We start from the raw sequence: 23155 nt of genomic DNA on the forward strand, positions 1-23155 counted from the left end.
AAGGCCGCCTCGCTCCCCGCGAGGCGGCCTTCGTCGTCGGTACCGGGCGCGCCCCGTCCGGAGCCTCGACCTCCTGGCGACGGGCGTCGGTCAGGGGGCCGGGACGGCGACGGTCAGCAGCGTGCCGTCCCCGAGGTGCAGCAGCCCGCGGCCAGGCTGCACCGGGGCACCGACGACGCCGCGCGGGACGCGGACGCCGATCAGATCGCCGTCGGTGCTGCCCTGCGGGGAGAGCAGGACGCCCTGCCGCACCTTCTTCGCGTCCACCTGCCAGCCGGACAGCCCGGTGCAGATGCCGTCGGCGTTGCCGGCCAGCACGAGGCTCCGCCCGGGGGCGTAGCCCTTCACGACCTCGCGGAAGACCTCCGACGCGGGGCAGTCGCGTAGCACGTCGCCGTCGTCGAGCAGCACCACCAGCGGCCGGCCGGGCTCGGCGGCCAGCAGTTCCTTCCACCGGTCGGCCGGCGTGGACGCCTCTTCCACGACCGCCAGCACCCCCTCGCGCCCGGCGAACGCCCGAAGCGGTGAGGCCTTCGGCGCGCAGACGACGATCGGCGTGCCCTGCCGCAGCAGCGACTCGGCCATCGCCGCGAGCACCGTGCTCTTGCCCGAGCGGGCCGGACCGGCGACCACGAAGCCGGGCCCCCGCTCGACCAGGTCGGGCCCGGCGGCCTCCAGCTCGTCCCCGCCGACGCCGACCAGCGCGAAGCCCGGCCCCGCGTCGGCCGGCCGCATCTCCCAGGCCGCCTCGAAGGTGATGCGCGAGGGCAGCACGTCGACCCGGAACGGCCGGGCCGACCGCGGCACCAGCGCGTCGCGCACGTGCGCCGCCTTCGCGATCTCGGCGATCGCGGCCGCCTGGCCCTGGCCGGACTCGTCCTCGGCCAGCAGCGCCACCTGCGTCTCCACGACGCCGTCGACGGTGACCCCGCGCCCCGGCGGCAGCACGCCGGGCACCTGCTTGGTGGGGACGCCGATGAGCGGGTAGTCGCCCCGGTCGGCCAGCCGCAGGACCAGCTTGTTGTCCGTCAGCGACGACAGCCGGGTGGTGCCGAGCGACCGGTCGCCGGTCATCACCACCGAGATCCCCACCGAGGCGCCCTCCCGGACGATCCTCATCAGGATGTCGGTGAGCCGGCCGCCGTCGACCTCGCCGAGCGTGGGGGTGAACCCCTCCCAGCGGTCCAGCAGCAGGATCACGTGCGGCAGCCGCTGCTCCGCCGGCGCGGACCGGCGCTGCTCGGTGATGTCGCCGAAGCCGCCCTCGGCCAGCACCTGCTGCCGGTGCTCCATCTCGCGCTTGAGCCGGTCGAGCAGCCGCACCGCCCGCTCGGTCTGCGTGCGGGTGACCACCGCGCCGCACTGCGGGAGGTCGGCCAGCGGCAGCAGCGCGCCGTTGCCGCAGTCCAGCGCGTACAGGTGGACGTCGCTGGTCGAGCAGCGGGCACCCACCGACCCGGCCAGCGTGCGCAGCAGCTGCGACCGGCCGCTCTTCGGCGAGCCGATGACCAGCAGGTGCCCGTCGGTCGCGGGATCGAAGGCGGCCACCCGGCACTCCTGCAGCGCGGGCAGGTCCTGCAGGCCGTAGGGCAGGCGGGCCGCCGACGCCGCACCGGCAGTGGGCGCCTCGAGCGCGCCCACCAGCACGCGGGAGGGCAGCGCCTCCAGCCACGGGCTGCGCTGGGCGGGCACGTCCTCGGCCACCGAGGCCCCGCGCACCGCCTCCACCAGCACCGACAGGTCGGTGATCTCGACGTCGGACTGGCGGGTCGCCGTCGCCGGCTTCTGCGGGGCCGCGTAGCCCACCTGGTGCCAGCCCAGCGGGACGACGAACGGCACCGCCGCCGCGACCGCGCCCTGCCCCGGCCGGCGGCCACCGATCCGGCCGGCCTGGAACGGCACCAGCGCGCCGTGCCCGAGCCGGGCGAACCCGCGGCCGGGCGCGGACTTCGGGATGCGCGCGGCGTCCGGGGCGTCCAGCACGTCGCTGCTGTCCGCGCCGTCGGTGACCCGCAGCGAGATGCGCAGGTTGGTGTTGGCGCGGATCTCCGGGGAGACCACGCCGCTGGGCCGCTGGGTGGCGAGGATCAGGTGGATGCCCAGCGAGCGGCCGCGCTGGGCGATGTTGACCAGGCCGGTGACGAAGTCGGGCAGCTCGCGGGCCATCGAGGCGAACTCGTCGATGACGATGAGCAGCCGCGGCAGCGGCGGACGCCCGGGCTCGCGGGCCTGCAGGTCGATGTAGTCGTCGATGTCCTTGACCCCGGCGCGCGCCAGCCAGTGCTCGCGGTACTTCAGCTCCGCGCCCAGTGAGGTCAGCGCCCGCTCCACGAGGTGGGCGTCGAGGTCGGTGACCATGCCGACGGTGTGCGGCAGGTGCACGCAGTCCTTGAACGCGCTGCCGCCCTTGTAGTCGACCAGCACGAAGTTCAGCGCGTCCGGCCGGTTGGCCACCGCCAACGACGCGATCATCGTCTGCAGCAGCTCCGACTTGCCGGCGCCGGTGGTGCCGGCCACGAGCCCGTGCGGGCCGTCGGTGCGCAGGTCGAGGCTGAAGGGGCCGTGCAGCCCGGATCCGGCGACCAGCCGGGTCGTCCGCCCCTCCAGCTGCCAGCGCGCGCGGATGCCGTCGACGGTGGGCGGCTCCAGCCCGAGCACGTCGAGCAGCCGCACGCTGTCGGGCAGGACGGCGTCGTCCTCCTCCAGGCTCACGTCGCGCAGCGGCGCCAGCGCCCGGGCCGCCCGCTCGGCGAGCTCGGCGGGCAGCGGCTCGGCGAGCACCCCCGGCACCGGGTCGTGCCCGCTGCGCCGGACCAGGAGCTCGTGCTCCTCGGCCAGGTCGAAGACCGCCGTCGCGGTGGCCGCCTCCGGCAGGAACCGCTCCTCCTCGTCGGCGCAGACGGCGTAGACCCCGACCGCCGGACCGTCCTGCAGCACCTGGGCCAGGCCCGGGGTGGCGCGCAGCGGCCGGAAGCCGTGGACCACCAGCACGTGCGCCGGGAAGGACTCCGGCTGGACCCGGCCGCCGCCCGACGCCGTCGCGTCGCGTCGCGCCTTGATCAGCGCGGTCAGCTCGGCGACCCGCGCGGTCACGGTCTCGGGGTCGTTGCCCACGAAGGCGACCGGCCCCTCGCCGTCCGACGGCCGGACGTGCGGCAGCCAGCGCACCCAGTTCCAGTCCGTCCGCGCGCGCGGCGCCAGCACCGTCAGGGCGAGATCGCGCGGCGGGTGGTTCACCGCCAGCTGCAGGACGACCCAGCGGAGCAGCCCGGCCAGCGGCTCGGCCGGTCCGGCCAGGCCGATGACGCCGGACTCCCGCAGCGGCACCACGACGGGCACCGCGCGGACTGTGCGCTGCTCTGGCGGCTCGTCGCTACCGGACCGGTCAGCCACCACGACGTGGGCGGGGAGGTCGGCCGCGCCCAGGCGCAGGTCGAGGGCATCGGGGTCGGTGCGGCGGCGCTCCCACAGCCGCCGCCCGGGAAGGACGGCGGTGAGCAGCACGGTGGCGGGGTCGGCGTGCCCCTCGCGGCGGCGCACGATCTCGTCGGCGACCGCGGTCTCGATCCGCTCCAGGGTGCGGGCCAGCTCCTGCTCGTACTCCTCGCGGGCCCGCCGGTCCTCCCGGGCGCTGTGCCTCTGGTCGGCCACCGTGTTGCTGATCATCATCACCGGGCTGGCGACGGCGAACACCAGGTACAGCGGCGAGCGCAGCACCAGCGCCAGCGTGATGCCGATGAGCAGCGGCGCGATGATCATCACCAGCGGGAAGCGGCGGGGCTCCCGCGCCGGGGGCTCCTTCGGCAGCTGGATGCGCACCTCGCGGGTCGAGGGCAGCAGCCGGGGGGCGCGCACGAACGCCCGGGTGCCGGGGCCGGCCGGCTCGATCGCCGCGTCGGACACGGCGGCGGGCCCGATGACCAGCTGGGTGTCGCCGAGCTGGACGACCTGGCCGGGCGCCACCTCGACGCCGTCGTCGTCCTCGGGCACCGGCTCACCTTCGAGCGTGGTGCCGTTGGCCGAGCCGAGGTCGCGCAGGGTCGCGCCGTCGGCGCCGACCCGCAGCAGGGCGTGGCGCCGGGACATCGACCGGTCGGCGAAGCCGAACGCGCTGCTGCGGCCCAGCTCGTGGTCGCCCATCGGCAGCTCGGCGATCAGGCCGCTGCTGGGGCCGCTGAGCACCCGCAGCTGCCAGCCGCGGGTCGGGGGCCAGGCCGGCGCGGCGAGCGCGGCGACCTCGGACAGCTGCACCACGACGCCGTCGACGAGCGCGCTCTCCCCCACCGGCTGGTCGTCGTCGAGGCGGGTGCCCGCCACCCACACGCCCTCGGCGGGCAGGCCGGCCACGCGGGCCAGCTCGGCGCCGACCCGGCCGACCGGCAGGTCGTCATCCACGTCGACGGCGACGTCGAGCAGCGTGCCGTCGACCTGCCCGACGCTGACCTGGACCCGCACGCTCGGGACCGTAGGCGGGATCGTCGAGTCCGGGCTCCGGGCCTGTGGAAAACCCCTCGGTCGCGGGACACCCGCACGGGCGGGTCAGAAGGTGAGGACGAGCCGCCCGCGCACGCCACCGGCCTCGAGCGTGCGGTGCGCCTCGGCGGCCTGCTCGGCGGGGAACGTGCGCGCCACGCGCAGGGTGAGCACCCCCTCCTCCACCTGCTGCCGGAGCCGGTCGAGCGCCGCGCGGTCCTCGGCCACCTTGCGCACCATGGTCGGGAAGAACCGCAGCCCGCGCTGCCCGTCGCCCCGGTAGCCGCGGACGGTCGCCACGGCGCCGCCGTCCTTCACCGCGGGGAGCACCAGCGCGTCCTGCACCGAGCCGTCGGCCAGGCCGTCGACCCCGTCGGGGAACTCGGCCCGGATGCGCTCGCCGACGTCGTCCCCGCGGCGGACGACGACGTCGGCCCCGAGGTCGCGGACCAGCTGCTCGTCGGCCTCGGACGCGTCGGCCACGACGGTGAGCCCGTCGGCCTTGGCCAGCTGCACCACGTAGCCGCCGTACGCACCGGCCGCGCCGGTCACGGCCAGGACCTGCCCCGGCCGCAGGCCCATCAGGTCCAGCGAGAAGCGTGCGGTGAGCCCGTTCATCGGCAGCGTCGACGCCTCGACGGCGGAGACGCCCGCCGGCGCGCGCACGACGGAGTCGCCGGGCAGCACCTTGTCCTCGCGGTAGGCGCCGTAGGGGCCGAACGGGACGACGACGCCCATCGCGAGGTCCCCGACGGTCAGGTGGTCCACGCCCTCGCCCAGCTCGGCGACGACGCCGGCGACGTCCATCCCCGGCACCCACGGCGGCGTCTTCACCGGGTCGCGCTCGGCGTAGGCGCCGGAGCGGGCGTGGGTGTCGGTGGGGCTGACCGCGGCCGCCGCCACCCTCAGCCGGACCTGCCCGGGCCCCAGCGGCTCCGGCTCCACGTCGATCAGGTGCAGGGCCTCGGGCCCACCGAACTCCGTCACTCCCACAGCGCGCATGGACACCTGCCTACACCGGCGGCTCCCGGCGCGCCCGATCGACCCCGCCACCGCGTGGCGTCACCCGGCATCACGAAAGGGCTTGTAATGACGTCATGGTGGTGTCACAGTGACGTCATGGACCTCACCCCCTTCGTCGAACAGCTCCGCCGCGATCTCCTGACGGCTGCCGACGCCGGTGGCGAGGAGTCCCGCGCACTGGCGGAGCGGCTCACCGCACCGCTGGAGTCCTCGATCCGCCTGGCGCTGCTGTCCGCGCTCTCCCAGGCCGCCGAGGAGATCACCGCCGAGCTCGCCCCGGGCGCCGTCGACGTGCGGCTCCGCGGCAGCGACCTCGGCTTCGCGGTCAGCGCTCCCCCGTCACCCGACCCCGCACCGGCGGCCGCCCCGGCCGCCGAGCCCGCCCCGGACGTCGAGGAGGGCGAGACCCTCCGCATCACCCTCCGGCTGCCCGAGCAGCTCAAGACCCGCGTCGACGAGGCGGCCACCCGCCTCGGCGTCTCGGTGAACACCTGGCTGGTCCGGGCGGTCGCGAACGCCGTCGACCCCCATGCACGTCCGACGTCGGAATCGCGCCGCGGCCGCCGGGCCTCCGGCGCCGAGTACACCGGCTGGGCGCGCTAGCACCCGCCCCCCGGCACCTCGCACCCGCACTGCCGACCCCGACCGACCGGTCCGGGGGCGATCCCACCTGCCCCGAGGAGGGCACCGCCATGCCCACGTTCGACACACCCGGACCCATCAAGGCCCGCATCGAGGTCGTGTACGGCACCGTGCAGATCCGCGCGGACGACCGGCACGACACCACCGTCACCGTCCGGCCGCGCAACGCCGCCAGCTCCGCCGACGTCGCGGCCGCCGAGCAGACCGAGGTCAGCCTCCGCGACGGCGAGCTGCTCGTCCGGTCGACCAGCCGGCCCCGGCTGCTCTTCTTCGGGTCCGGCCCGGAGGTCGAGGTCGACGTCGTCCTGCCCGCGGGCTCCTCCCTCCACGTCCGCACGACCGCCGGTGACATCACCTGCCTGGGGCGGCTGGGCGCCGCGGACCTGGAGTGCAAGCACGGCGCCGTCCGCCTCGACGAGGCCGGCAGCCTGCGTGCGCGCAGCTCCAGCGGCAACATCTCCGCCGACACCGTCGACGGCCGGACCGAGGTGACCACCTCCTACGGCGAGGTCCGGATCGGGGAGACCGCCGGCCCCGCCCACCTGGAGACCGGCTACGGCAACGTCACCGTCGACCGCGCGCTGGGGTCGGTGACCGGCACGACGAAGTACGGCCAGGTGCGCGTCGGGGAGGCCGTCCGCGGCTCGCTGGTGCTCGAGACCGCCTACGGCGAGGTCGAGGCCGGCGTGCGGGAGGGAACGGCGGCGTGGCTGGACGTCTCGGCCGGCACCGGCCGCGTCCGCAACCTGCTCACCGAGAGCGCCGGCCCCGAGGGCGCCGACGAGACCGTCGAGATCCACGCCCGCACGTCCTACGGCGACATCACGATCCGCCGGGCCTGAGAGGAATGATCATGAACCCCGCCCCCGCCATCTCCGTCCGAGGGCTGCGCAAGTCCTTCGGCGCCACCGTCGTCCTCGACGGCCTGGACCTGACCGTCCCCGAGGGCTCGGTCTTCGCCCTGCTGGGCCCCAACGGGTCCGGCAAGACCACCACCGTCGACATCCTGTCCACGCTCACCCCCGCCGACGCCGGCGAGGTCCGCGTCGCCGGTTCCGACGTGCGCCACGACCCGCGGGCCGTGCGCGCCGCCATCGCGGTCACCGGTCAGTTCACCGCCGTGGACAACCTGCTGACCGGCGCCGAGAACCTCCGGCTCGTGGCCGACCTGCTGCACCTGGGCCGCCGGAAGGGGCAGGCCCGCGCGGCCGACCTGCTGGAGCGGTTCGACCTGGTCGAGGCCGCCGCCAGCAGCCCGACGACCTACTCCGGTGGCATGCGCCGCAAGCTCGACCTGGCCATGGGCCTGATGGGCGACCCACGCGTCGTCTTCCTCGACGAGCCGACCACCGGCCTGGACCCGCGCAGCCGGCGGGCGGTGTGGGACGTCGTGCGCGGCCTGGTCGCCGACGGCGTCACCGTCCTGCTGACGACGCAGTACCTCGAGGAGGCCGACCAGCTCGCCGACCGGATCGGCGTGCTCGATGGCGGTCGGCTCGTCGCCGAGGGCACCGCGACCGAGCTGAAGCGGATGGTCCCCGGTGGCGCCCTCCGGCTGCAGTTCGCCGACCGGCGATCCCTCGACGACGCCGCCCGGGTGCTCCGCGGTGCCACCGCGGATCCCGACGCACTCGCCCTGGAGGTGCCCAGCGACGGCGGCGTCCGGGCCCTCAAGGACGTCCTCGCCCGCCTCGACGAGGCCGCGGTGGAGGTCGCCGACCTCACCGTGCACCAGCCCGACCTCGACGACGTCTTCCTGGCCCTGACCGGCCGGCCCACCACCCCCTCCGACCAGAAGGTGTCCACGTCATGACCACGCTGAGCTGGACCGTCGCCGACTCGGCGACCATGCTGCGCCGCAACCTCAAGCACGCGCTGCGCTACCCGTCGCTGACGATCATCGTCGCCGCGATGCCGATCGTCTTCCTGCTGCTGTTCGTCTTCGTGTTCGGCGGCACCCTGGGCGCCGGCCTCGGCGGTGCCTCGGGCGGGCGGGCGGAGTACGCCGAGTACCTCACCCCCGGCCTGCTCGTCCTCGCGATCGCCGCGGCCGCCCAGGGCACCGCCATCTCCATCGCGATGGACATGACCGAGGGCATCATCAGCCGGTTCCGGACCATGTCGATCTCCCGCGCCGCGGTGCTCGCCGGGCACGTGGTGGGTGCGGTGGTCCAGACGATGATCGGCCTGGCCCTGGTGCTGGGTGCCGCCGTGGGCGTCGGCTTCCGGCCGGACGCCGGGGTCGTGGAGTGGCTGGCCGCCATCGGCTTCCTGGCCCTGGTCAGCCTGGCGCTGTCCTGGCTGTCGGTGGCCATGGGCCTGGCGACGAAGACCGTCGAGGCGGCCAGCAACGTGCCGATGCCGCTGCTCCTTCTGCCCTTCTTCGGCAGCGGCTTCGTGCCCACCGACTCGATGCCGGCCGGGCTGCGCTGGTTCGCCGAGCACCAGCCCTTCACGCCGATCATCGAGACGCTGCGGGGGCTGCTCACCGGCACCGCGATCGGCAGCACCGGCGCGGTGGCGGTCGCGTGGTGCGTCGCGTTCACCGTCGTCGGCTGGCTGTGGGCCCGGCGCAACTACGAGAACCGCCCCGCCCGCTGAGAACGCCGCCGCCCCGGCGAGATCTGCACACTCACCCCCATCCGGCCGCTGAAGGGGGTGAGTGTGCAGATCTCGTCGGAGAGTGTCGGGAATGGCGGCGGCGGCACGGGCGCTGCAACCGGAGAGCACCGCACGAGCACGGACCCCTCCCCTGCCCCGAGAGGCCGCACATGCCCACGCTGCTGTCGTCCCGCCCCGCATCCCCCTCCCGCCGCCGTCGCCGGCCCTCCCTCCGGCTCGTCGCGGCAGGTGCCGGTCTGGCCCTGCTGGTGCCGGTCGGCATGCAGATCGCCGACTGGGTGCCCGAGAACCCCTTCGGCACCGACGTGGTGGACCGCAGCACGACCCCGCTGCTGCTGGCCCTCGAGGACCTGGAGGAGTACCACGCGGCGACGGGCACCTTCCAGGTCGTCGTCGACCAGGAGAAGGACACCCGGTACGTGCCGTCCTTCCTCAGCGGCGAGCGGGTCCAGCTGCTCGCGACCGGCACCACCGACGCCTACGTCGACTTCTCGACCCTGGACGCCGGCGCGGTGACCCTGTCCGCGGACGGCACGAGCGCGACCATCGACCTGCCGGCGCCGCGCCTGGACGAGACCCGCATCGACCCGCGGGAGAGCCGTGTCCTCGACCGCGACCGCGGGCTGGTGCAGCGCGTCGGCGACGCGGTCGGCGACGACCCGGTCGACGACAGCGAGCTCTACGCGCTCGCCGAGGACCGGCTCACCGCGGCCGCCGCCGGGAGCGACCTGCGCGAGCGCGCCGAGACCAACACCCGCGCCATGCTCACCGGCCTCGCCCGGTCCCTCGGCGTCGACGAGGTCGAGGTCCGCTTCGCCGAGACGGCCGACAGCGCCGGCTGAGACAGCACGAGATCTGCACACTCGCCCCCATCAGACCTCTAAGGGGGCGAATGTGCAGATCTCGGCGGGGTGGAGCGGGGGCTGATCAGCCCTTGAGCTTGTAGGTCCTCAGCAGACCCCGGCTGATGATCGTCTTCTGGATCTCGCTGGTGCCCTCACCGATCAGCAGGAACGGCGCCTCGCGCATGAGCCGCTCGATCTCGTACTCCTTGGAGTATCCGTAGCCGCCGTGGATGCGGAAGGACTGGGTGGTCACCTCGGCGCAGTACTCGCTGGCCAGGGTCTTGGCCATGCCGGACTCGACGTCGCTGCGCTTGCCGGCGTCCTTGAGGCGGGCGGCGTTGACCATCATCAGGTGGGCGGCCTCGACCTTGATCGCCATCTCGGCGAGCTGGAAGGCGATGGCCTGGTGCTGGGCGATCGGCTTGCCGAAGGTCTCCCGCTGCTGGGCGTAGGCGATCGCCAGCTCGAAGGCGCGGATCGAGATGCCGCAGGCGCGGGCGGCGACGTTGACCCGCCCGACCTCGACGCCGTCCATCATGTGCGCGAAGCCCTTGCCGGGCTCGCCGCCGAGGATGTCGGAGGCCTTGGCCTCGTAGCCGTCGAACACCATCTCGGTGGTGTCGACGCCCTTGTAGCCCATCTTGGCGATCTTGCCGGGGATGGTGATGCCCGGCTTGACCTCGCCGAAGCCGGCCGGCTTCTCGACCAGGAAGGTCGTGAGGTTCTCGTGGGCCTTCTCCGCACCCTCGTCGGTGCGCACGAGGGCCGCGACCAGGGTGGAGCTGCCACCGTTGGTCAGCCACATCTTCTGGCCGTTGATCGTGTAGTTCCCGTCGGCGTTCTTCGTCGCCTTGGTGCGGATGGCGGCGACGTCGGAACCGAGGCCCGGCTCGGACATCGAGAAGGCGCCGCGCACCTCGCCGGTGGCCATGCGCGGGAGGTAGTACTCCTTCTGCTCCTGCGTGCCGTGCTGGCGCAGCAGGTAGGCCACGATGAAGTGGGTGTTGATGACGCCGGAGACGCTCATCCAGCCGCGGGCGATCTCCTCCACCACGAGGGCGTAGGTGAGCAGCGACTCCCCGAGGCCGCCGTACTCCTCCGGGATCATCAGGCCGAAGATCCCGAGCTCCTTGAGCCCGTCGACGATCTCCTGCGGGTAGATGTCGCCGTGCTCGAGCTCCTGGGCGTGCGGGATGATCTCGCGGTCGACGAAGCTCCTGACCGTCGACAGGATCTCCTGCTGGATGTCGGTCAGGTCAGCGGTCTGCGCCAGGCGGGTCATCGGTCTCCTCCGGGACTCCGGTGTCCGTTGTTACCGGGGAGTATGAGCCACGGTCGCGCGCCCTCCCGCGTGTGCCTGGTCACGTCACGGCGGGGATCCACCGGCGCGCCGGAGCTCCCGGCGGGGAGAGGAGACCCGGGTGAGCACGCTCAGCAGGGAGGAGCAGGCGGTCGTGGCGGCGGTCCGCGACTTCGTCGACCGCGACGTGCGGCCCGTGGCCAGGGAGCTCGAGCACGCCGACACCTACCCTGCGGCGCTGATCGAGCGGATGAAGGAGCTCGGGGTCTTCGGCCTCGCCGTGCCGGAGCCCTGGGGCGAGGCGCCGGTGTCGATGCCCTGCTACGCCCTGGTCACCGCCGAGCTCGCCCGTGGCTGGATGTCGCTGGCCGGGGCGATGGGCGGGCACACCGTCGTCGCCAAGCTGCTGGTCGCCTTCGGAACCCCCGAGCAGCGGGACCGCTGGCTGCCCCGGATGGCCACCGGCGAGGTGCGCGCCACCATGGCCCTCACCGAGCCCGGCGGAGGGTCGGACCTGCAGGCGATGACCACGACCGCCCGCCGCGACGGCGACGGGTACCGGGTGGACGGCGCCAAGACCTGGATCACCAACTCGCGCAGGTCCTCGCTGATCGCGTTGCTGTGCAAGACCGACCCGACGGCGGAGCCGCGCCACGCGGGCATGTCGATCCTGCTCGTCGAGCACGGGCCCGGCCTCACCGTCTCCCGCGACCTGCCGAAGCTGGGCTACAAGGGCGTGGAGAGCTGCGAACTCGCCTTCGACGGCTACCGCGCGCCGTCCGACGCCGTGCTGGGCGGGGTGGAGGGGCGCGGGTTCGCGCAGATGATGAAGGGGCTGGAGACCGGCCGGATCCAGGTGGCGGCGCGTGCCCTGGGCGTCGGCCGGGCGGCCTTCGACGACGCGCTGCGCTACGCCCAGGAGCGGGAGAGCTTCGGCAGGCCGATCTGGCAGCACCAGTCGATCGGCAACTACCTGGCCGACATGGCCACCTCGCTCACCGCGGCCCGCCAGCTGGTCCTGCACGCGGCCGAGCGCGCGGAGACCGGTGCACGGTGCGACCTGGAGGCGGGGATGGCGAAGCTGTTCGCCTCCGAGACCGCGATGCAGGTCGCGCTGAACGCCGTGCGCATCCACGGGGGCTACGGCTACTCGACCGAGTTCGACGTCGAGCGCTACTTCCGGGATGCGCCGCTGATGATCGTCGGCGAGGGCACCAACGAGATCCAGCGCAGCGTGATCGCCGCGCAGCTGGTGCAGCGCGGCGGACCGGACTGAGCGCGCGGCCGATGAGTTCCGCCGGACCCGGGGGTCTGATCTGCACCGACCACGAAGGAGGCGCAGTGCCCCAGCTGCTCCGAGTCCAGAACTTCACCGTCTCCAGCGACGGCTTCGGCGCCGGCGAGGGCCAGAGCCTGGAGCGCCCGTTCGGGCACGCCGACCCCGGTGCGCTGATGTCCTGGGCCGGGGCAACGGCGAGCTGGCCCAACCGCACCGACCCCGGCGGCAGCCGCGGCCTGGACGACTACTTCACCCGCGACTTCGCGCACGGCATCGGCGCCGAGATCATGGGCCGCAACAAGTTCAGCCCGCACCGCGGTCCGCACGCCCCCGACTGGCTGGGCTGGTGGGGCGAGGAGCCCCCGTTCCACACGCCGGTGTTCGTGCTGACGCACCACCCGCGCCCGTCGTTCACGCTGTCCGACACCACGTTCCACTTCGTCGAAGGCGAACCGGCCACCGTCCTCGAGCAGGCCAAGGAGGCGGCCCAGGGGAAGGACGTGCGCCTCGGGGGCGGCGCGACGACGATCCGGGAGTTCCTCGACGCCGACCTCGTCGACACCCTGCACGTGGCCGTCGCGCCGGTCGAGCTCGGCGCCGGGGTGCGGCTGTGGAAGTCGCCGGACGAGCTGCGCGACCGCTTCCACTGCGACGTCGTCCCGAGCCCCAGCGGGGTGACGCACCACCTGTTCTGGCGCAGGTGAGCGAGCCGCTGCTGCTCCGGCTGCCGTTCGAGGGACGGTGGCTGACGCAGAACAGCCCGGCGCGGCGGGTGCCCAGCCACGGGGTGGACGTGCTGGGGCAGCGATACGCCGTCGACTTCGTCGGGGTGGACGACCGGCACCGGACCGCCGGGGTGCGGGACTGGCGGACCCTCGTGGCCACCGAGCCCGCGGAGCGCTTCGTCTCCTTCGGCCGCCCGATCCTCGCGCCCGCCGCCGGCACGGTCGTGCACGTGCACGACGGCGAACCCGACCACGAGGCGCGCCGGTCGCAGGTCGCGCTGGTCGGCTACGCGCTCGGCCAGGCCGGGCGGCTGCGCCGGGGACCGAACGCCGTCGCGGGCAACCACGTGGTCCTCGCGCTGCCCGGCGGGCACGCGTTCGTGGCGCTCGTGCACCTGCGGGCCGGGACGCTGCGGGTGCGGGCGGGTCAGCAGGTGGCCGAGGGCGAGCAGCTCGCCGAGTGCGGGAACTCCGGCAACTCCACCCAGCCGCACGTGCACCTGCAGGCCATGGACAGCGCCGACCTGCCCGTCGCCCGCGGCCTGCCGATCGCGTTCCGCTCCTTCACCGAGTGGCCGCGGGGAGGCGGGCCGCTGGCACGCGCGCACGGGATGCCCGCCGAAGGATCGGTCGTGGCGCCGTCGCCCGGCCCGTGAACGACGACGGCCACCCGGGAGCTCCCGGGTGGCCGTCGCGCTCAGGCGTGCCTGCTCAGCTCTCCGGCGGGGTGAAGGACGACGTCCGCGACATGCCCGCGGCGCGGCCCTTGCCGGCGATGACCAGGGCCATCTTGCGGCTGGCCTCGTCGATCATCTCGTCGCCCAGCATCGCCGAGCCCTTCTTGCCGCCGGCCTCCGACGTCGCCCAGTCGTAGGCGTCGAGGATCAGCTCGGCGTGGTCGTAGTCCTCCTGCGACGGCGCGTAGATCTCGTTGGCGGCGTCGATCTGGCCGGGGTGCAGCACCCACTTGCCGTCGAAGCCCAACATCGCCGAGCGCTTGGCGACCTCCTCGAACGCCGGCACGTCGCGCACCTGCAGGAAGGGGCCGTCGATCGCCTGGACGCCGCGGGCGCGGGCGGCCATGAGGATCTGCATGAGGATGTAGTGGAACGGGTCGCCCGGGTAGTCCGGGTGCAGCGCACCGACGACCAGCGACTTCATGTTGATGCTGGCCATGAAGTCGGCGGGGCCGAAGATGATCGTCTCGATGCGGTCGCTGGCGAACGCGATGTCGTTGACGTTGATCAGGCCCTGCGCGGTCTCGATCTGCGCCTCGATGCCGATCCGGCCGACCTCCAGGCCGTTGGCCTTCTCGATCTGGGTCAGCAGCATGTCCAGCGCCTTGACCTGGGCGGCGTCCTGGACCTTCGGCAGCATGATGCAGTCGAGGTTCGCGCCGGCGCCGCCGACGACCTCGAGGACGTCCTGGAACGTCCACTCCGTCGTCCAGTCGTTGACGCGGACGGTGCGGATCTTCTCGCCCCAGCCGCCCTCGTTCAGCGCCGCGACGATGTTCTTGCGGGCACCGGGCTTGGCCAGCGGCGCGCACGCGTCCTCGAGGTCGAGGAAGACCTGGTCGGCGGGCAGCCCCTTGGCCTTCTCGAGGAAGCGCGGGTTGCTGCCGGGAACGGCGAGGTTGGAACGACGGGATCGGAGCTCGGCCACGGTGCCTCCGCTGAGGATCGGGAAAGTCGGTTACCGGAGAGTAGCGACGGGCCTTCCCGCACGCGCCATCGCGGTGATCACCCGGGGAGCGCGGCGATCTACCGGGCGAAGGTCTGGACGCCGCGATCGGCCCCCGGCCCCGCCAGGAGGGTGCCGTCGCGGAACGCTCTCCCGAGCCTCCCCTGCAACGGCACGGGGAGGACGAGCCCTCCCCGGCCGGAGGCCCGGGCGTAGTCCCGGACCATGTCGGCCATGCGCAGGACCTCCGGTCCGGCCAGGTCGGGAACCCGCCCGCCGGGTCCCGTCTCGGCCAGTGCGACCAGCCGCCCGGCGACCTCCCGCGCGGCGACCGGCTGCGACCTCATCACCGGGACCGGGTGGAGGGAACCGAACCGCAGCCGGCCGTGGAGCTGCGCGGCGAACTCGTGGAACTGGGTCGCCCGCAGCAGGGTCCAGGGCACCGGGCCCGTGGTCACGAGCTCCTCCTGCACCGCCTTGCCGGCGTAGTAGCCGACGGGCGCGCGGTCGCTGCCGACGATCGACAGCGCGACGTGGTGCCCCACGCCCACCCGGGCCCCGGCGGCCAGCAGGTTGGCGGCGACGGAGCCGAAGAACCGCACCGACGCCTGCTCGGACTGAGTCATGACCGAGACCACGTCCACGACGGCGTCGACCCCGTCCAGCAGGGCGTCCAGGCCGGTACCGGCGACGAGGTCCACCCCGGAGGAGCGCGACAGGACGCGGACCTCGTGCCCGTGCTCGCCGGCGACGTCGACGACGTGGCGGCCGACGGTGCCGGTCCCACCGGCGACGGCGATCCTCATCGAGCCCGCACCCCGTCCGTGCTGCGACCGGTGGACCGGTCCACCGGCGAGCTCCCGCGCTCGGGGAGCAGCAGCGGGACGGCCAGCACCAACGTCGAGCCGAGGGCGATGACCTGCGCGACGGCGTCGAGGGCGCCCAGGCCTCCCAGGTGGTGCAGGTGGTAGCCGAGGTGAGGCACCGAGTAGACGATCCAGGCGATCGCGACGACGACGGCGGGCCCGCGATCCCGGTACCGGGCGGCCATCGCCGATGCCGCGGCGAGCGCGAGGTTGAACGTCCCGACGTCCCGGACGAGGTGCTCGTTGTACGGACCGTCGGCGGCGACCCAGGAGCTCAACGGTCCGGGGAACGACTCGTGGAACGACGCGGGGAAGAAGGTGGCCCAGAGCCCTACGTAGCAGCCCAGGAGGACGAGGATCCACAGCAGGATCCGGCGTGCGGTCGGCGTCATGCCCAGAGGACGACGCAGCAGTCCGGGATGTGACACCCGGACCGGAGGCTGCCCCCACCGCGGAGGGGCGCCGGGTCAGGTGCCCTGCTCGACCAGGGTCGCCGGCCGGCCGGCCCGCACCACCAGCGCCACCCCGGCCACGGCCAGCAGCACCCCGGGCAGGGCCAGCAGCGGCGGGACCTGCCCCAGCAGCACGAGCGCGAACAGCAGCGCACCCGGGACCTCGAGCAGAACGGCGAGGCTCACCACCGTGGGGCCGACCGAGGAGAGGACGAGATTGAGCAGCGTGTGCCCGAACAGCTGGGCCGAGACGGTGATGCCGGCGATGAGCCACCAGTCACGGGCCTGGAAACCCGTCAGCGGCACGTCGACGACCAGCGCGGCGACGGCGATGACGACCGCGCAGACCGAGTAGCAGACCACCGCGTACGCCGAGGTCGCCAGCCGCTGCCGGGCACGGGCGCCGGCCAGCACGTAGCCGCCGGCGCAGATCGCCCCGAGCAGCGCGAGGCCGTCGCCGATCAGGGCCTCGGTGCTCACCGTGACGTCCACCCCGACGATGAGGACGACGCCGGCGAACGCCAGCAGCAGCCCCCACCAGACCGCGGCGGGGAGCTGCACGCCGGTGACGCGGGCGGCCAGCGCGGTCCAGATCGGCGTGGTGGTCACGAGCGCCACCGACGCGGCCACAGTCGTCATGGACAGGCTGGGCAGCCAGGCCGCGAAGTGCGCGGCCAGGAAGAGGCCGGCCACCACCGAGCTGGTGAGGTCACGCGGGCGCAGCCCGGTGAGGGTGGAACGCTCGCGCGTCAGCAGCACCGGCAGGAGTGCCGCGGCGCCGGCGGCGTTCCGCCAGAAGGCCAGCGCCAGCATCGGCGCGGTGACCATCGCGGTCAGCGGCGCCGACAACGACACCCCCACCACCGCGAGCGACAGCAGCCCGACGTCCCGGGTGCCCGGCCGGTGCAGGTCCCAGGCCGACGAGGCGGCGGGCGCGTTCAGGAGGGGATCCGGATGCGGCCCGACGCGACCGGCACGACGGCGCCGCGGACCGTGACCGCGACCGCGCTGCCACCGGCGGCGGTGACCGTGCACTCCAGCACCGACGGGCGACCGAGCGCGGCGCCCTGGGCCAGCCGGTAGTCGGTGACGCCCTCGCCGGCCAGGCCCTCGGCGGCCAGCCAGATCCCGGTGCCGAGCGCGGCGGAGCCGGTGGCCGGGTCCTCCTGCCAGTCCAGGCCGGCGGCGAACACCCGGACCGTGCCGGTCGCCGTGCCCGGGTCCCAGGCCAGCACGGACACCCCACCCTCGACGCCGGGCAGCAGCGCGTCCAGCGCGGCGCCGTCGGGCACGGCCCGCTCCAGCGCCGCCGGACGGACCTCCAGCTGCGCGAAGTCGATCCCGCAGCCGACCAGGTGCGCGGAGCGGCCGGTGACGTCACCGGGGTCGAGCCCCACGGCGGCGGCGAGCGCGGCCGGGTCCGGCCCCGGCCGCAGCGACACCGCTCCCCCGCTCAGCCGCGCGCCGTCGTCGGCCACCTCCACCTCGACCACGCCCGCGCCGCACTCCTGGCGGAGCGTCCCGGCCGGCAGCCGGCCGAGCCGCACCAGCGTGTGCGCCGTGCCGACGCTGGGGTGACCGGCGAAGGGCAGCTCGGTGCGGGGGGTGAAGATGCGCACCCGGTAGTCGGCGTCCGGGCCGCTCGGCGCGCTGACGAAGGTGGACTCCGAGTAGCCGAACTCGGCCGCCAGGGCCTGGCACTGCTGCGTCGTCAGGTCCCCGGCGTCCAGCACGACGGCCAGCTGGTTGCCGCTGAACGGGTGCGGCGCGAAGACGTCCACGACCTCGTAGTCGAGCTGTTCCCGGGCGGTCACGGCAGCGACGGTAACCTCAGCCCCCGGTGGCCCGGCGTGCCAGGTCACCGAGGGCCACCGCACCCCGACGACGGGGCCGACGAGCGCCGGCGAGGAGGCTGTCCGTGAGCACCGTGACCAGGGCGTATGTGTCCCGGCTGGCCGGGCTGACCGTCTTCGACCCCAACGGCGACCGCGTCGGCAAGGTGCGCGACGTCGTCGTCGCCCTCCGGGTGGGCACCGCCTGCCCGCGGGTGCTGGGCCTGGTCGTGGAGGTCGTCGCCCGCCGCCGCATCTTCGTGCCGATGGGCCGGGTGACCGCCCTCGACCCGGGCGCGGTGATGCTCGCCTCGGGCACCCTCAACCTGAAGCGCTTCGAGCAGCGCGCCGGCGAGACGCTGGTGCTCGGTGAGCTGCTGGACCGGCAGGTCACGATCAACGAGTCCGGCCGGACGGCGCACGTCGTCGACGCCGGCATCGAGCAGACCCGCACCGGCGACTGGATCCTCTCCCGCCTCGCCGTCCAGGAGCCCGGCCGGATCGGCCGCCGCGGCCAGCTGCACCAGGTGGCGTGGGACGAGGTGGCCGGGCTGGCGCTGCCCGAGACGGGCCAGGGCGCCGAGACGCTGATCGCCACCTACCGCGAGCTCAACGCCGCCGACATGGCGCACGCGCTCCAGGAGCTGCCGATCAAGCGCCGGCACGAGGTCGCCGAGGCCATGGACGACCAGCGGCTGGCCGACGTCCTGGGCGAGCTGCCGGAGGCCGACCAGGTCACCATCCTCGGCACGCTGGAGGACAGCCGCGCCGCCGACGTCCTCGAGGAGATGGACCCCGACGACGCGGCCGACCTGCTCTCGGAGCTGTCCAACGTCGACCGCAACCGGCTGCTCGAGCTGATGGAGCCCGACGAGGCCGAGCCGGTGCGCCAGCTGCTCAAGTACTCCGAGGACACCGCCGGCGGCATGATGACCAGCGAGCCGGTGATCCTCTCCCCCGACGCGACGATCGCCGAGGCGCTGGCCCGCGTGCGCGAGCCGGAGCTCACGCCGGCGCTGGCCAGCCAGGTCTACGTCTGCCGTCCGCCGTCGGCCACGCCCACCGGCCGCTACCTGGGTCTGGCCCACATCCAGCGGCTGCTTCGCGAACCCCCGTCGACCCTGGTCAGCGGGGTGCTCGACGACCTGGAGCCGCTGAAGCCGGAGGCGCCGCTGGCCGAGGTCACGCACTACTTCGCCACCTACAACCTGGTCGCGGCCCCGGTCGTCGACGCGCAGGGCCGGCTGGTCGGCGCCGTCAGCGTCGACGACGTCCTGGACCACCTGCTCCCCGACGACTGGCGGGAGCGCGCCCGCCGTGGCTGACGCCCCCCGACTCGACGTCCCCCGCGGGCAGAACCGCCGCTTCGGCGGCTTCCTTCGGCTCAACCCCGACGCCGTCGGCCAGTTCGCCGAGGGGATCGCCCGCTTCCTCGGCACCGGCCGGTTCCTGGCCGTGCAGACGCTCATCGTGATCATCTGGATCGCGCTGAACGTCTTCGCGGTGCAGCTCCGCTGGGACCCCTACCCCTTCATCCTGCTGAACCTGGCGTTCTCCACCCAGGCCGCATACGCCGCGCCGCTGATCCTGCTGGCGCAGAACCGGCAGGCCGACCGCGACCGGGTGCAGGCCGAGGAGGACCGCGCCCGGTCCGCCGCGGTGCGCGCCGACACCGAGTACCTGGCCCGCGAGCTGGCCTCGCTGCGCGTGTCCGTCGGCGAGCTGGCCACCCGTGACTTCATCCGCGGCGAGCTCAACCGCCTGTCCAGCGACGACGCCGACGACGCGGACAGGCGCGAGAAGAAGAGCAAGAAGAAGCGCGACCCGGTCGGCTGAGTCAGCGGAGGAAGCCGGTGCCGTAGAGCACCCGGTCGAGCAGCTCCTGGGCCAGCCACGCCATGGGCAGCAGCAGGCCGACCGCCCACAGCCGGGTGCTGGGGGCGCGGGGCAGCACCAGCGTCACGACCAGGGCGACGACGACCTCGACGACCGCCTGCACCGGACGCAGCGGCACGGCCGCGCCGGTCCAGGACAGGTACAGCCCCCTGACGGCGCCGTGGGCGAACGCCGTCCCGCCGGCCAGCGCCAGCACGGCGCCGGCGAGCAGGCCCGGACGGCGGCACGCCCACCAGGTGACCACCGCGAAGGCCGCCACGGCCGTGGCGGACAGGGCGAGCCAGGCCAGGATCAGCTCGGGTTCGTAGCCGAACCCGAGCACGAACACGGCCCATCCGTAGTAGGCGGCGGTCATCGCCGCGAAGAAGACGGCGGCGCGGCCGGCCGCCGCGCCGAGACCCGGCGCGAAGCGGCCGATCAGCGCCACGACCAGCACCCAGGCGGCCGGGTAGGTGCCGAGGTCGGCGGCCCACTGCAGGCCCGATTCATCGGCGGCCTTGGCCGCGGCCCCGGCCAGCGCGCCCAGCAGGGCGAAGCCGAGGAACCGGAGCACCTCGGACCATCGGGACGACCGGGTCCGCGGGTCGGCCCCGGTTCCGACGTCGGTCACCGGGGCATCGTCGCCGACCTCCCGCCCGGACCGCCGCCGCGGCGCGCGGTGCACGGTCAGCCGGTGAGCACGTGCACCAGCGCGCCGGCCGCCCCGGCCAGCACCAGGACGACGATGAACGGCGCGCGCAGCGCCAACGCCAGCGCGGCCACGGCCAGCCCCGCGAGCCGGCCGTCGATCACGATCTCGTTCCCGCTGGTCAGCCCCTGCACCGCCACCAGAGCGGCGAGCAGCGCGGCGGGCACGAAGTCGACGATCCGGGCCACCCACGGCTGCTCGACCCAGGAGGCGGGCACCGACAGGCCGGCCAGCTTGAGCAGGTAGCAGCCCACCGAGGCGGCGATCACCGCGATCCAGACGGTGCTCACGCGGCGACCTCCCGCCGCGGCCGGCCGGCCAGCACCACGGCCACCACGGCGGCGATGACCTGGACACCGGCGGGCACGAACGGGGTGAGCGCAAGCGCCACCACGGCCCCGCCCAGCGCCACCCGCCGCTGCACGGCGGGCTCGGCGAAACCTCTGCCCAGGCGCGGCCAGAGCAGCGCCAGGAACGCGGCCGGGACGACGGCGTCCAGCGCCGCCCGCGCCGTCCCGCCGAGCGCCGCCGCCCCGAGCGCGCCGACGACGGTCGTGGCGTTCCAGGTCAAGTAGAGCACCACGCCGCCGACGAGGAACCCGAGCCGGCCCAGCCCGCGGTCGGGCGCGGCCAGCGCCAGCGCCGTCGTCTCGTCGATGACAAGGTGCGCCGTCCCGGCCCGCGCCGGCACCCCGCGGGGGCGGAGCAGCGGGACCAGGCGGACGCCGTAGACGGTGTTGCGCAGGCCCAGCAGCAGGGCGCTGCCCACCGCCGCCGCCGCGCTTCCGCCGGCGCCCAGCACGCCGACCAGCGCGAACTGGGAGGCCCCGGTGAACATGACGGCCGACAGTACGAGCGCCTGCCACACGTCGAGCCCGGCGGCGTCCGCAGCGGCTCCGAACGCGACGCCGTAGAGGCCGACGGCGAGGCCCAGGCCCACGGCGTCGCGCACGGTCTGGGCGCGGTCGGGCAGCACGGGACGACCCTAGGACCCCGCCCTGCGCGGCAGATCACCCTCCGACGGACGGCACCGCGTGCCGCCCGCCGTACAGTGGCAGGCGACCCGATCGCGCAGGTCGCCGCTCCTGGCCGCCGACCGCCGGATGCAGGTCCCCCGTCGAAGGAGACAGACGCAACCATGTCCGACCAGCTGACCGGCGCGCCGGCGCTCGACGCCATCACCGCCGCACTGGCCACCGTGCAGGACCCGGAGATCAACCGCCCGCTCACCGAGCTGGGCATGGTCAAGGACGTGCAGATCGGCGCCGACGGCGCGGTCCGCGTCGAGGTCTACCTGACCGTCGCCGGCTGCCCGATGCGCGAGACGATCACCAACCGGGTCACGCAGGCCGTCGGCAACGTCCCCGGCGTGACCGCCGTCCAGGTGGGCCTCGACGTCATGAACGACGAGCAGCGCGCCGAACTGCGCAAGACCGTGCGCGGCACCGACGCCGCCGACCCGGTGATCCCCTTCGCCCAGCCCGGCTCGCTCACCCGCGTGTACGCGGTCGCCTCGGGCAAGGGTGGTGTCGGCAAGTCCAGCGTCACGGTGAACCTGGCCGCCGCGCTGGCCAAGCGCGGGCTGTCGGTCGGTGTCGTGGACGCCGACATCTACGGCCACTCGGTGCCGCGGATGCTCGGGGTGGACGACAAGCCCACGCAGGTCGACAACATGATCATGCCGCCGCAGTCGATGGGCGTGAAGGTCATCTCGATCGGCATGTTCACCCCCGGCAACACCCCGGTCGTGTGGCGTGGCCCGATGCTGCACCGCGCGCTGCAGCAGTTCCTCGCCGACGTGTGGTGGGGCGACCTCGACGTCCTCCTGCTGGACCTCCCGCCCGGCACCGGCGACGTCGCGATCTCGATCGCGCAGCTGCTGCCCAACGCCGAGATCCTCGTCGTGACCACCCCGCAGCTGGCCGCCGCCGAGGTGGCCGAGCGGGCCGGCGCGATCGCCACGCAGACCCACCAGCAGGTCATCGGCGTCATCGAGAACATGAGCTGGATGGAGCTGCCCGACGGCACCCGCATGGAGGTCTTCGGCTCCGGCGGCGGTCAGACGGTCTCCGACGCGCTCACCCGCACCCTCGGTGCCCGGGTGCCGCTGCTCGGCCAGGTCCCCCTCGACCCGCGCCTGCGGGAGGCCGGCGACGCCGGTGCCCCGATCGTGCTGGCCCAGCCGGAGTCCCCCGCCGCCCAGGCGCTGGAGAAGATCGCCGACGGGCTGGCCAGCCGCCAGCGCGGGCTCTCCGGCATGTCGCTGGGGCTCACCCCCGTCAAGCGCTGAGCTGAACCGCCGGGGCCGCTCTGGGAGTCGTTCGCGCGGTCTCCTAGCCCTGCAGCACCCCCAGAGGACGAGCAACACTCCCAGAGCCGAGCGGGGCGGCTCCACGTAGCTCCTCGGAGACCCTCCGGGCCCCGCTCGTCGCTACGTGGCGTCGACGTCGAACGGGGGCGGGACGGCGCGGTCGCGCGTCTGAGCGGCCACCACCGAGGCCGCGGTCGCGCCGGCGGGACCGCTCGGGCGCACCGGGGCGTCCTCGTCGTCGCCGAGCAACTGGTCGCGGATGAACGTGCGCGGGTGGTACCTGCGCAGGTCCAGGTCGCGCAGCTCGGAGAAGTCGTCACCCATCGACTCGTGCACCTGCTCGCGGACCCCGGTGATCGCCGCCTTCGCCTTCTTCAGGCCGCTGGCGGCGTCCTTGGCCAGGTGCGGCAGGCGCTCGGGGCCGAAGATGAACAGCGCGGCGAGGCCCAGGACGATGATCTCGCCCCAGCCGATCGAGTCGAACACCGCCGCTCCCGTCCTCGTCGGCCGCCCGGCGC

General features: G+C 74.3%; 23 protein-coding genes. 11 read left to right on the forward strand and 12 right to left on the reverse strand.

Translation table 11 applies throughout. From position 1 onward, the window contains the following. Positions 1–90 precede the first annotated feature (90 nt). Together GCU60_RS12130 and GCU60_RS12135 are read right to left on the reverse strand one after the other, a co-directional pair. Positions 91–4455: an FtsK/SpoIIIE domain-containing protein gene (locus GCU60_RS12130; protein ID WP_163205530.1), complete on the reverse strand. Its 4365-nt coding sequence runs from the start codon at positions 4453–4455 to the stop codon at positions 91–93. 84 nt (positions 4456–4539) lie between these two features. Then, entirely contained in the window at positions 4540–5475 is a 936-nt protein-coding gene (locus tag GCU60_RS12135) for a quinone oxidoreductase family protein (RefSeq protein WP_163205532.1), read from the reverse strand. Between the two features lie 117 nt (positions 5476–5592). Here GCU60_RS12135 and GCU60_RS12140 point away from each other — a divergent pair, with 117 nt between their 5' ends. The 5 genes from GCU60_RS12140 (at position 5593) to GCU60_RS12160 (ending at position 9602) form a co-directional block, all read left to right on the forward strand. After that, positions 5593–6099 (forward strand): toxin-antitoxin system HicB family antitoxin, encoded by a 507-nt coding sequence (locus tag GCU60_RS12140; RefSeq protein WP_163205533.1) that lies wholly within the window; start codon positions 5593–5595, stop codon positions 6097–6099. A gap of 89 nt (positions 6100–6188) precedes the next feature. Further along, a complete protein-coding gene (locus tag GCU60_RS12145) occupies positions 6189–6980 on the forward strand; it encodes a DUF4097 family beta strand repeat-containing protein (protein WP_163205535.1) in 792 nt (263 codons plus the stop codon). An 11-nt stretch (positions 6981–6991) separates the two neighbouring features. After that, positions 6992–7951, forward strand: coding sequence for an ATP-binding cassette domain-containing protein (locus GCU60_RS12150; protein WP_239521089.1), 960 nt, complete (start codon positions 6992–6994; stop codon positions 7949–7951). Then, positions 7948–8739 (forward strand): ABC transporter permease, encoded by a 792-nt coding sequence (locus GCU60_RS12155; protein WP_163205539.1) that lies wholly within the window; start codon positions 7948–7950, stop codon positions 8737–8739. Before GCU60_RS12150 ends, GCU60_RS12155 begins: the two co-directional genes overlap by 4 nt. Positions 8740–8909: 170 nt before the next feature. Continuing rightward, the gene (locus tag GCU60_RS12160) at positions 8910–9602 is read left to right on the forward strand and encodes a DUF4230 domain-containing protein (RefSeq protein WP_163205541.1); all 693 of its coding nucleotides are present in this window, start codon (positions 8910–8912) and stop codon (positions 9600–9602) included. An 85-nt stretch (positions 9603–9687) separates the two neighbouring features. On the opposite strand, the gene GCU60_RS12165 is transcribed toward GCU60_RS12160, so the two are convergent. Then, the gene (locus GCU60_RS12165) at positions 9688–10887 is read right to left on the reverse strand and encodes an acyl-CoA dehydrogenase family protein (RefSeq protein WP_163205542.1); all 1200 of its coding nucleotides are present in this window, start codon (positions 10885–10887) and stop codon (positions 9688–9690) included. Positions 10888–11026: 139 nt separating this feature from the next. Here GCU60_RS12165 and GCU60_RS21060 point away from each other — a divergent pair, with 139 nt between their 5' ends. The 3 genes from GCU60_RS21060 (at position 11027) to GCU60_RS12180 (ending at position 13565) form a co-directional block, all read left to right on the forward strand. Beyond that, positions 11027–12181, forward strand: a complete 1155-nt coding sequence (locus tag GCU60_RS21060) for an acyl-CoA dehydrogenase family protein (protein WP_163205544.1) — start codon at positions 11027–11029, stop codon at positions 12179–12181. Between the two features lie 65 nt (positions 12182–12246). Next, the gene (locus GCU60_RS12175) at positions 12247–12888 is read left to right on the forward strand and encodes a dihydrofolate reductase family protein (protein WP_163205546.1); all 642 of its coding nucleotides are present in this window, start codon (positions 12247–12249) and stop codon (positions 12886–12888) included. Then, complete coding sequence (locus tag GCU60_RS12180; protein ID WP_163205548.1) at positions 12885–13565, forward strand: peptidoglycan DD-metalloendopeptidase family protein; 681 nt, start codon at positions 12885–12887, stop codon at positions 13563–13565. Before GCU60_RS12175 ends, GCU60_RS12180 begins: the two co-directional genes overlap by 4 nt. A gap of 55 nt (positions 13566–13620) precedes the next feature. On the opposite strand, the gene GCU60_RS12185 is transcribed toward GCU60_RS12180, so the two are convergent. From GCU60_RS12185 to GCU60_RS12205, 5 genes are all read right to left on the reverse strand, one after another. Further along, on the reverse strand, positions 13621–14574 hold the full coding sequence (locus tag GCU60_RS12185) for an aldolase/citrate lyase family protein (RefSeq protein ID WP_163205550.1): 954 nt from the start codon (positions 14572–14574) through the stop codon (positions 13621–13623). Positions 14575–14672: 98 nt separating this feature from the next. Further along, positions 14673–15398, reverse strand: a complete 726-nt coding sequence (locus tag GCU60_RS12190; RefSeq protein ID WP_163205553.1) for an SDR family oxidoreductase — start codon at positions 15396–15398, stop codon at positions 14673–14675. After that, positions 15395–15850, reverse strand: coding sequence for a hypothetical protein (locus GCU60_RS12195; protein WP_163205555.1), 456 nt, complete (start codon positions 15848–15850; stop codon positions 15395–15397). Before GCU60_RS12195 ends, GCU60_RS12190 begins: the two co-directional genes overlap by 4 nt. A 75-nt stretch (positions 15851–15925) precedes the next feature. Next, the gene (locus tag GCU60_RS12200) at positions 15926–16765 is read right to left on the reverse strand and encodes a DMT family transporter (RefSeq protein WP_345770556.1); all 840 of its coding nucleotides are present in this window, start codon (positions 16763–16765) and stop codon (positions 15926–15928) included. 83 nt (positions 16766–16848) lie between these two features. Then, positions 16849–17724: a PhzF family phenazine biosynthesis isomerase gene (locus GCU60_RS12205; protein ID WP_163205557.1), complete on the reverse strand. Its 876-nt coding sequence runs from the start codon at positions 17722–17724 to the stop codon at positions 16849–16851. Positions 17725–17828: 104 nt separating this feature from the next. On the opposite strand from GCU60_RS12205, the gene GCU60_RS12210 reads away from it, so the two are divergent. Further along, positions 17829–19067: a magnesium transporter MgtE N-terminal domain-containing protein gene (locus tag GCU60_RS12210; protein ID WP_163205560.1), complete on the forward strand. Its 1239-nt coding sequence runs from the start codon at positions 17829–17831 to the stop codon at positions 19065–19067. Beyond that, a complete protein-coding gene (locus GCU60_RS12215; RefSeq protein WP_163205562.1) occupies positions 19060–19578 on the forward strand; it encodes a DUF1003 domain-containing protein in 519 nt (172 codons plus the stop codon). The genes GCU60_RS12210 and GCU60_RS12215 overlap by 8 nt, the downstream gene beginning before the upstream one ends. A 1-nt stretch (position 19579) precedes the next feature. Here GCU60_RS12215 and GCU60_RS12220 read toward each other — a convergent pair whose 3' ends face one another. The 3 genes from GCU60_RS12220 to GCU60_RS12230 are packed head-to-tail and all read right to left on the reverse strand — an operon-like array spanning position 19580 to position 21302. Continuing rightward, entirely contained in the window at positions 19580–20248 is a 669-nt protein-coding gene (locus GCU60_RS12220) for a DUF6518 family protein (protein ID WP_163205564.1), read from the reverse strand. 56 nt (positions 20249–20304) lie between these two features. After that, entirely contained in the window at positions 20305–20616 is a 312-nt protein-coding gene (locus tag GCU60_RS12225; RefSeq protein WP_163205566.1) for an AzlD domain-containing protein, read from the reverse strand. Next, positions 20613–21302, reverse strand: coding sequence for an AzlC family ABC transporter permease (locus tag GCU60_RS12230; protein WP_163205568.1), 690 nt, complete (start codon positions 21300–21302; stop codon positions 20613–20615). Before GCU60_RS12230 ends, GCU60_RS12225 begins: the two co-directional genes overlap by 4 nt. A gap of 162 nt (positions 21303–21464) precedes the next feature. Between GCU60_RS12230 and GCU60_RS12235 the strand changes: the two genes are divergently transcribed. Next, a complete protein-coding gene (locus GCU60_RS12235) occupies positions 21465–22616 on the forward strand; it encodes an Mrp/NBP35 family ATP-binding protein (protein ID WP_163205570.1) in 1152 nt (383 codons plus the stop codon). 141 nt (positions 22617–22757) lie between these two features. Here the strand turns inward: GCU60_RS12235 and GCU60_RS12240 are convergent, their stop codons facing one another. Then, on the reverse strand, positions 22758–23123 hold the full coding sequence (locus GCU60_RS12240) for a twin-arginine translocase TatA/TatE family subunit (protein ID WP_163205572.1): 366 nt from the start codon (positions 23121–23123) through the stop codon (positions 22758–22760). Positions 23124–23155 lie beyond the last annotated feature (32 nt).

Source organism: Blastococcus saxobsidens (assembly GCF_010682065.1).
GTDB lineage: Bacteria > Actinomycetota > Actinomycetes > Mycobacteriales > Geodermatophilaceae > Blastococcus > Blastococcus saxobsidens_B.

Coding starts and splice junctions, on each gene's coding strand:
- GCU60_RS12235 (WP_163205570.1), top strand. CDS start 21,465: ATGTCCGACCAGCTGACCGGCGCGCCGGCGCTCGACGCCATCACCGCC.
- GCU60_RS12140 (WP_163205533.1), top strand. CDS start 5,593: ATGGACCTCACCCCCTTCGTCGAACAGCTCCGCCGCGATCTCCTGACG.
- GCU60_RS12160 (WP_163205541.1), top strand. CDS start 8,910: ATGCCCACGCTGCTGTCGTCCCGCCCCGCATCCCCCTCCCGCCGCCGT.
- GCU60_RS12145 (WP_163205535.1), top strand. CDS start 6,189: ATGCCCACGTTCGACACACCCGGACCCATCAAGGCCCGCATCGAGGTC.
- GCU60_RS12155 (WP_163205539.1), top strand. CDS start 7,948: ATGACCACGCTGAGCTGGACCGTCGCCGACTCGGCGACCATGCTGCGC.
- GCU60_RS12135 (WP_163205532.1), bottom strand. CDS start 5,475: ATGCGCGCTGTGGGAGTGACGGAGTTCGGTGGGCCCGAGGCCCTGCAC.
- GCU60_RS12150 (WP_239521089.1), top strand. CDS start 6,992: ATGAACCCCGCCCCCGCCATCTCCGTCCGAGGGCTGCGCAAGTCCTTC.
- GCU60_RS12195 (WP_163205555.1), bottom strand. CDS start 15,850: ATGACGCCGACCGCACGCCGGATCCTGCTGTGGATCCTCGTCCTCCTG.
- GCU60_RS12190 (WP_163205553.1), bottom strand. CDS start 15,398: ATGAGGATCGCCGTCGCCGGTGGGACCGGCACCGTCGGCCGCCACGTC.
- GCU60_RS12165 (WP_163205542.1), bottom strand. CDS start 10,887: ATGACCCGCCTGGCGCAGACCGCTGACCTGACCGACATCCAGCAGGAG.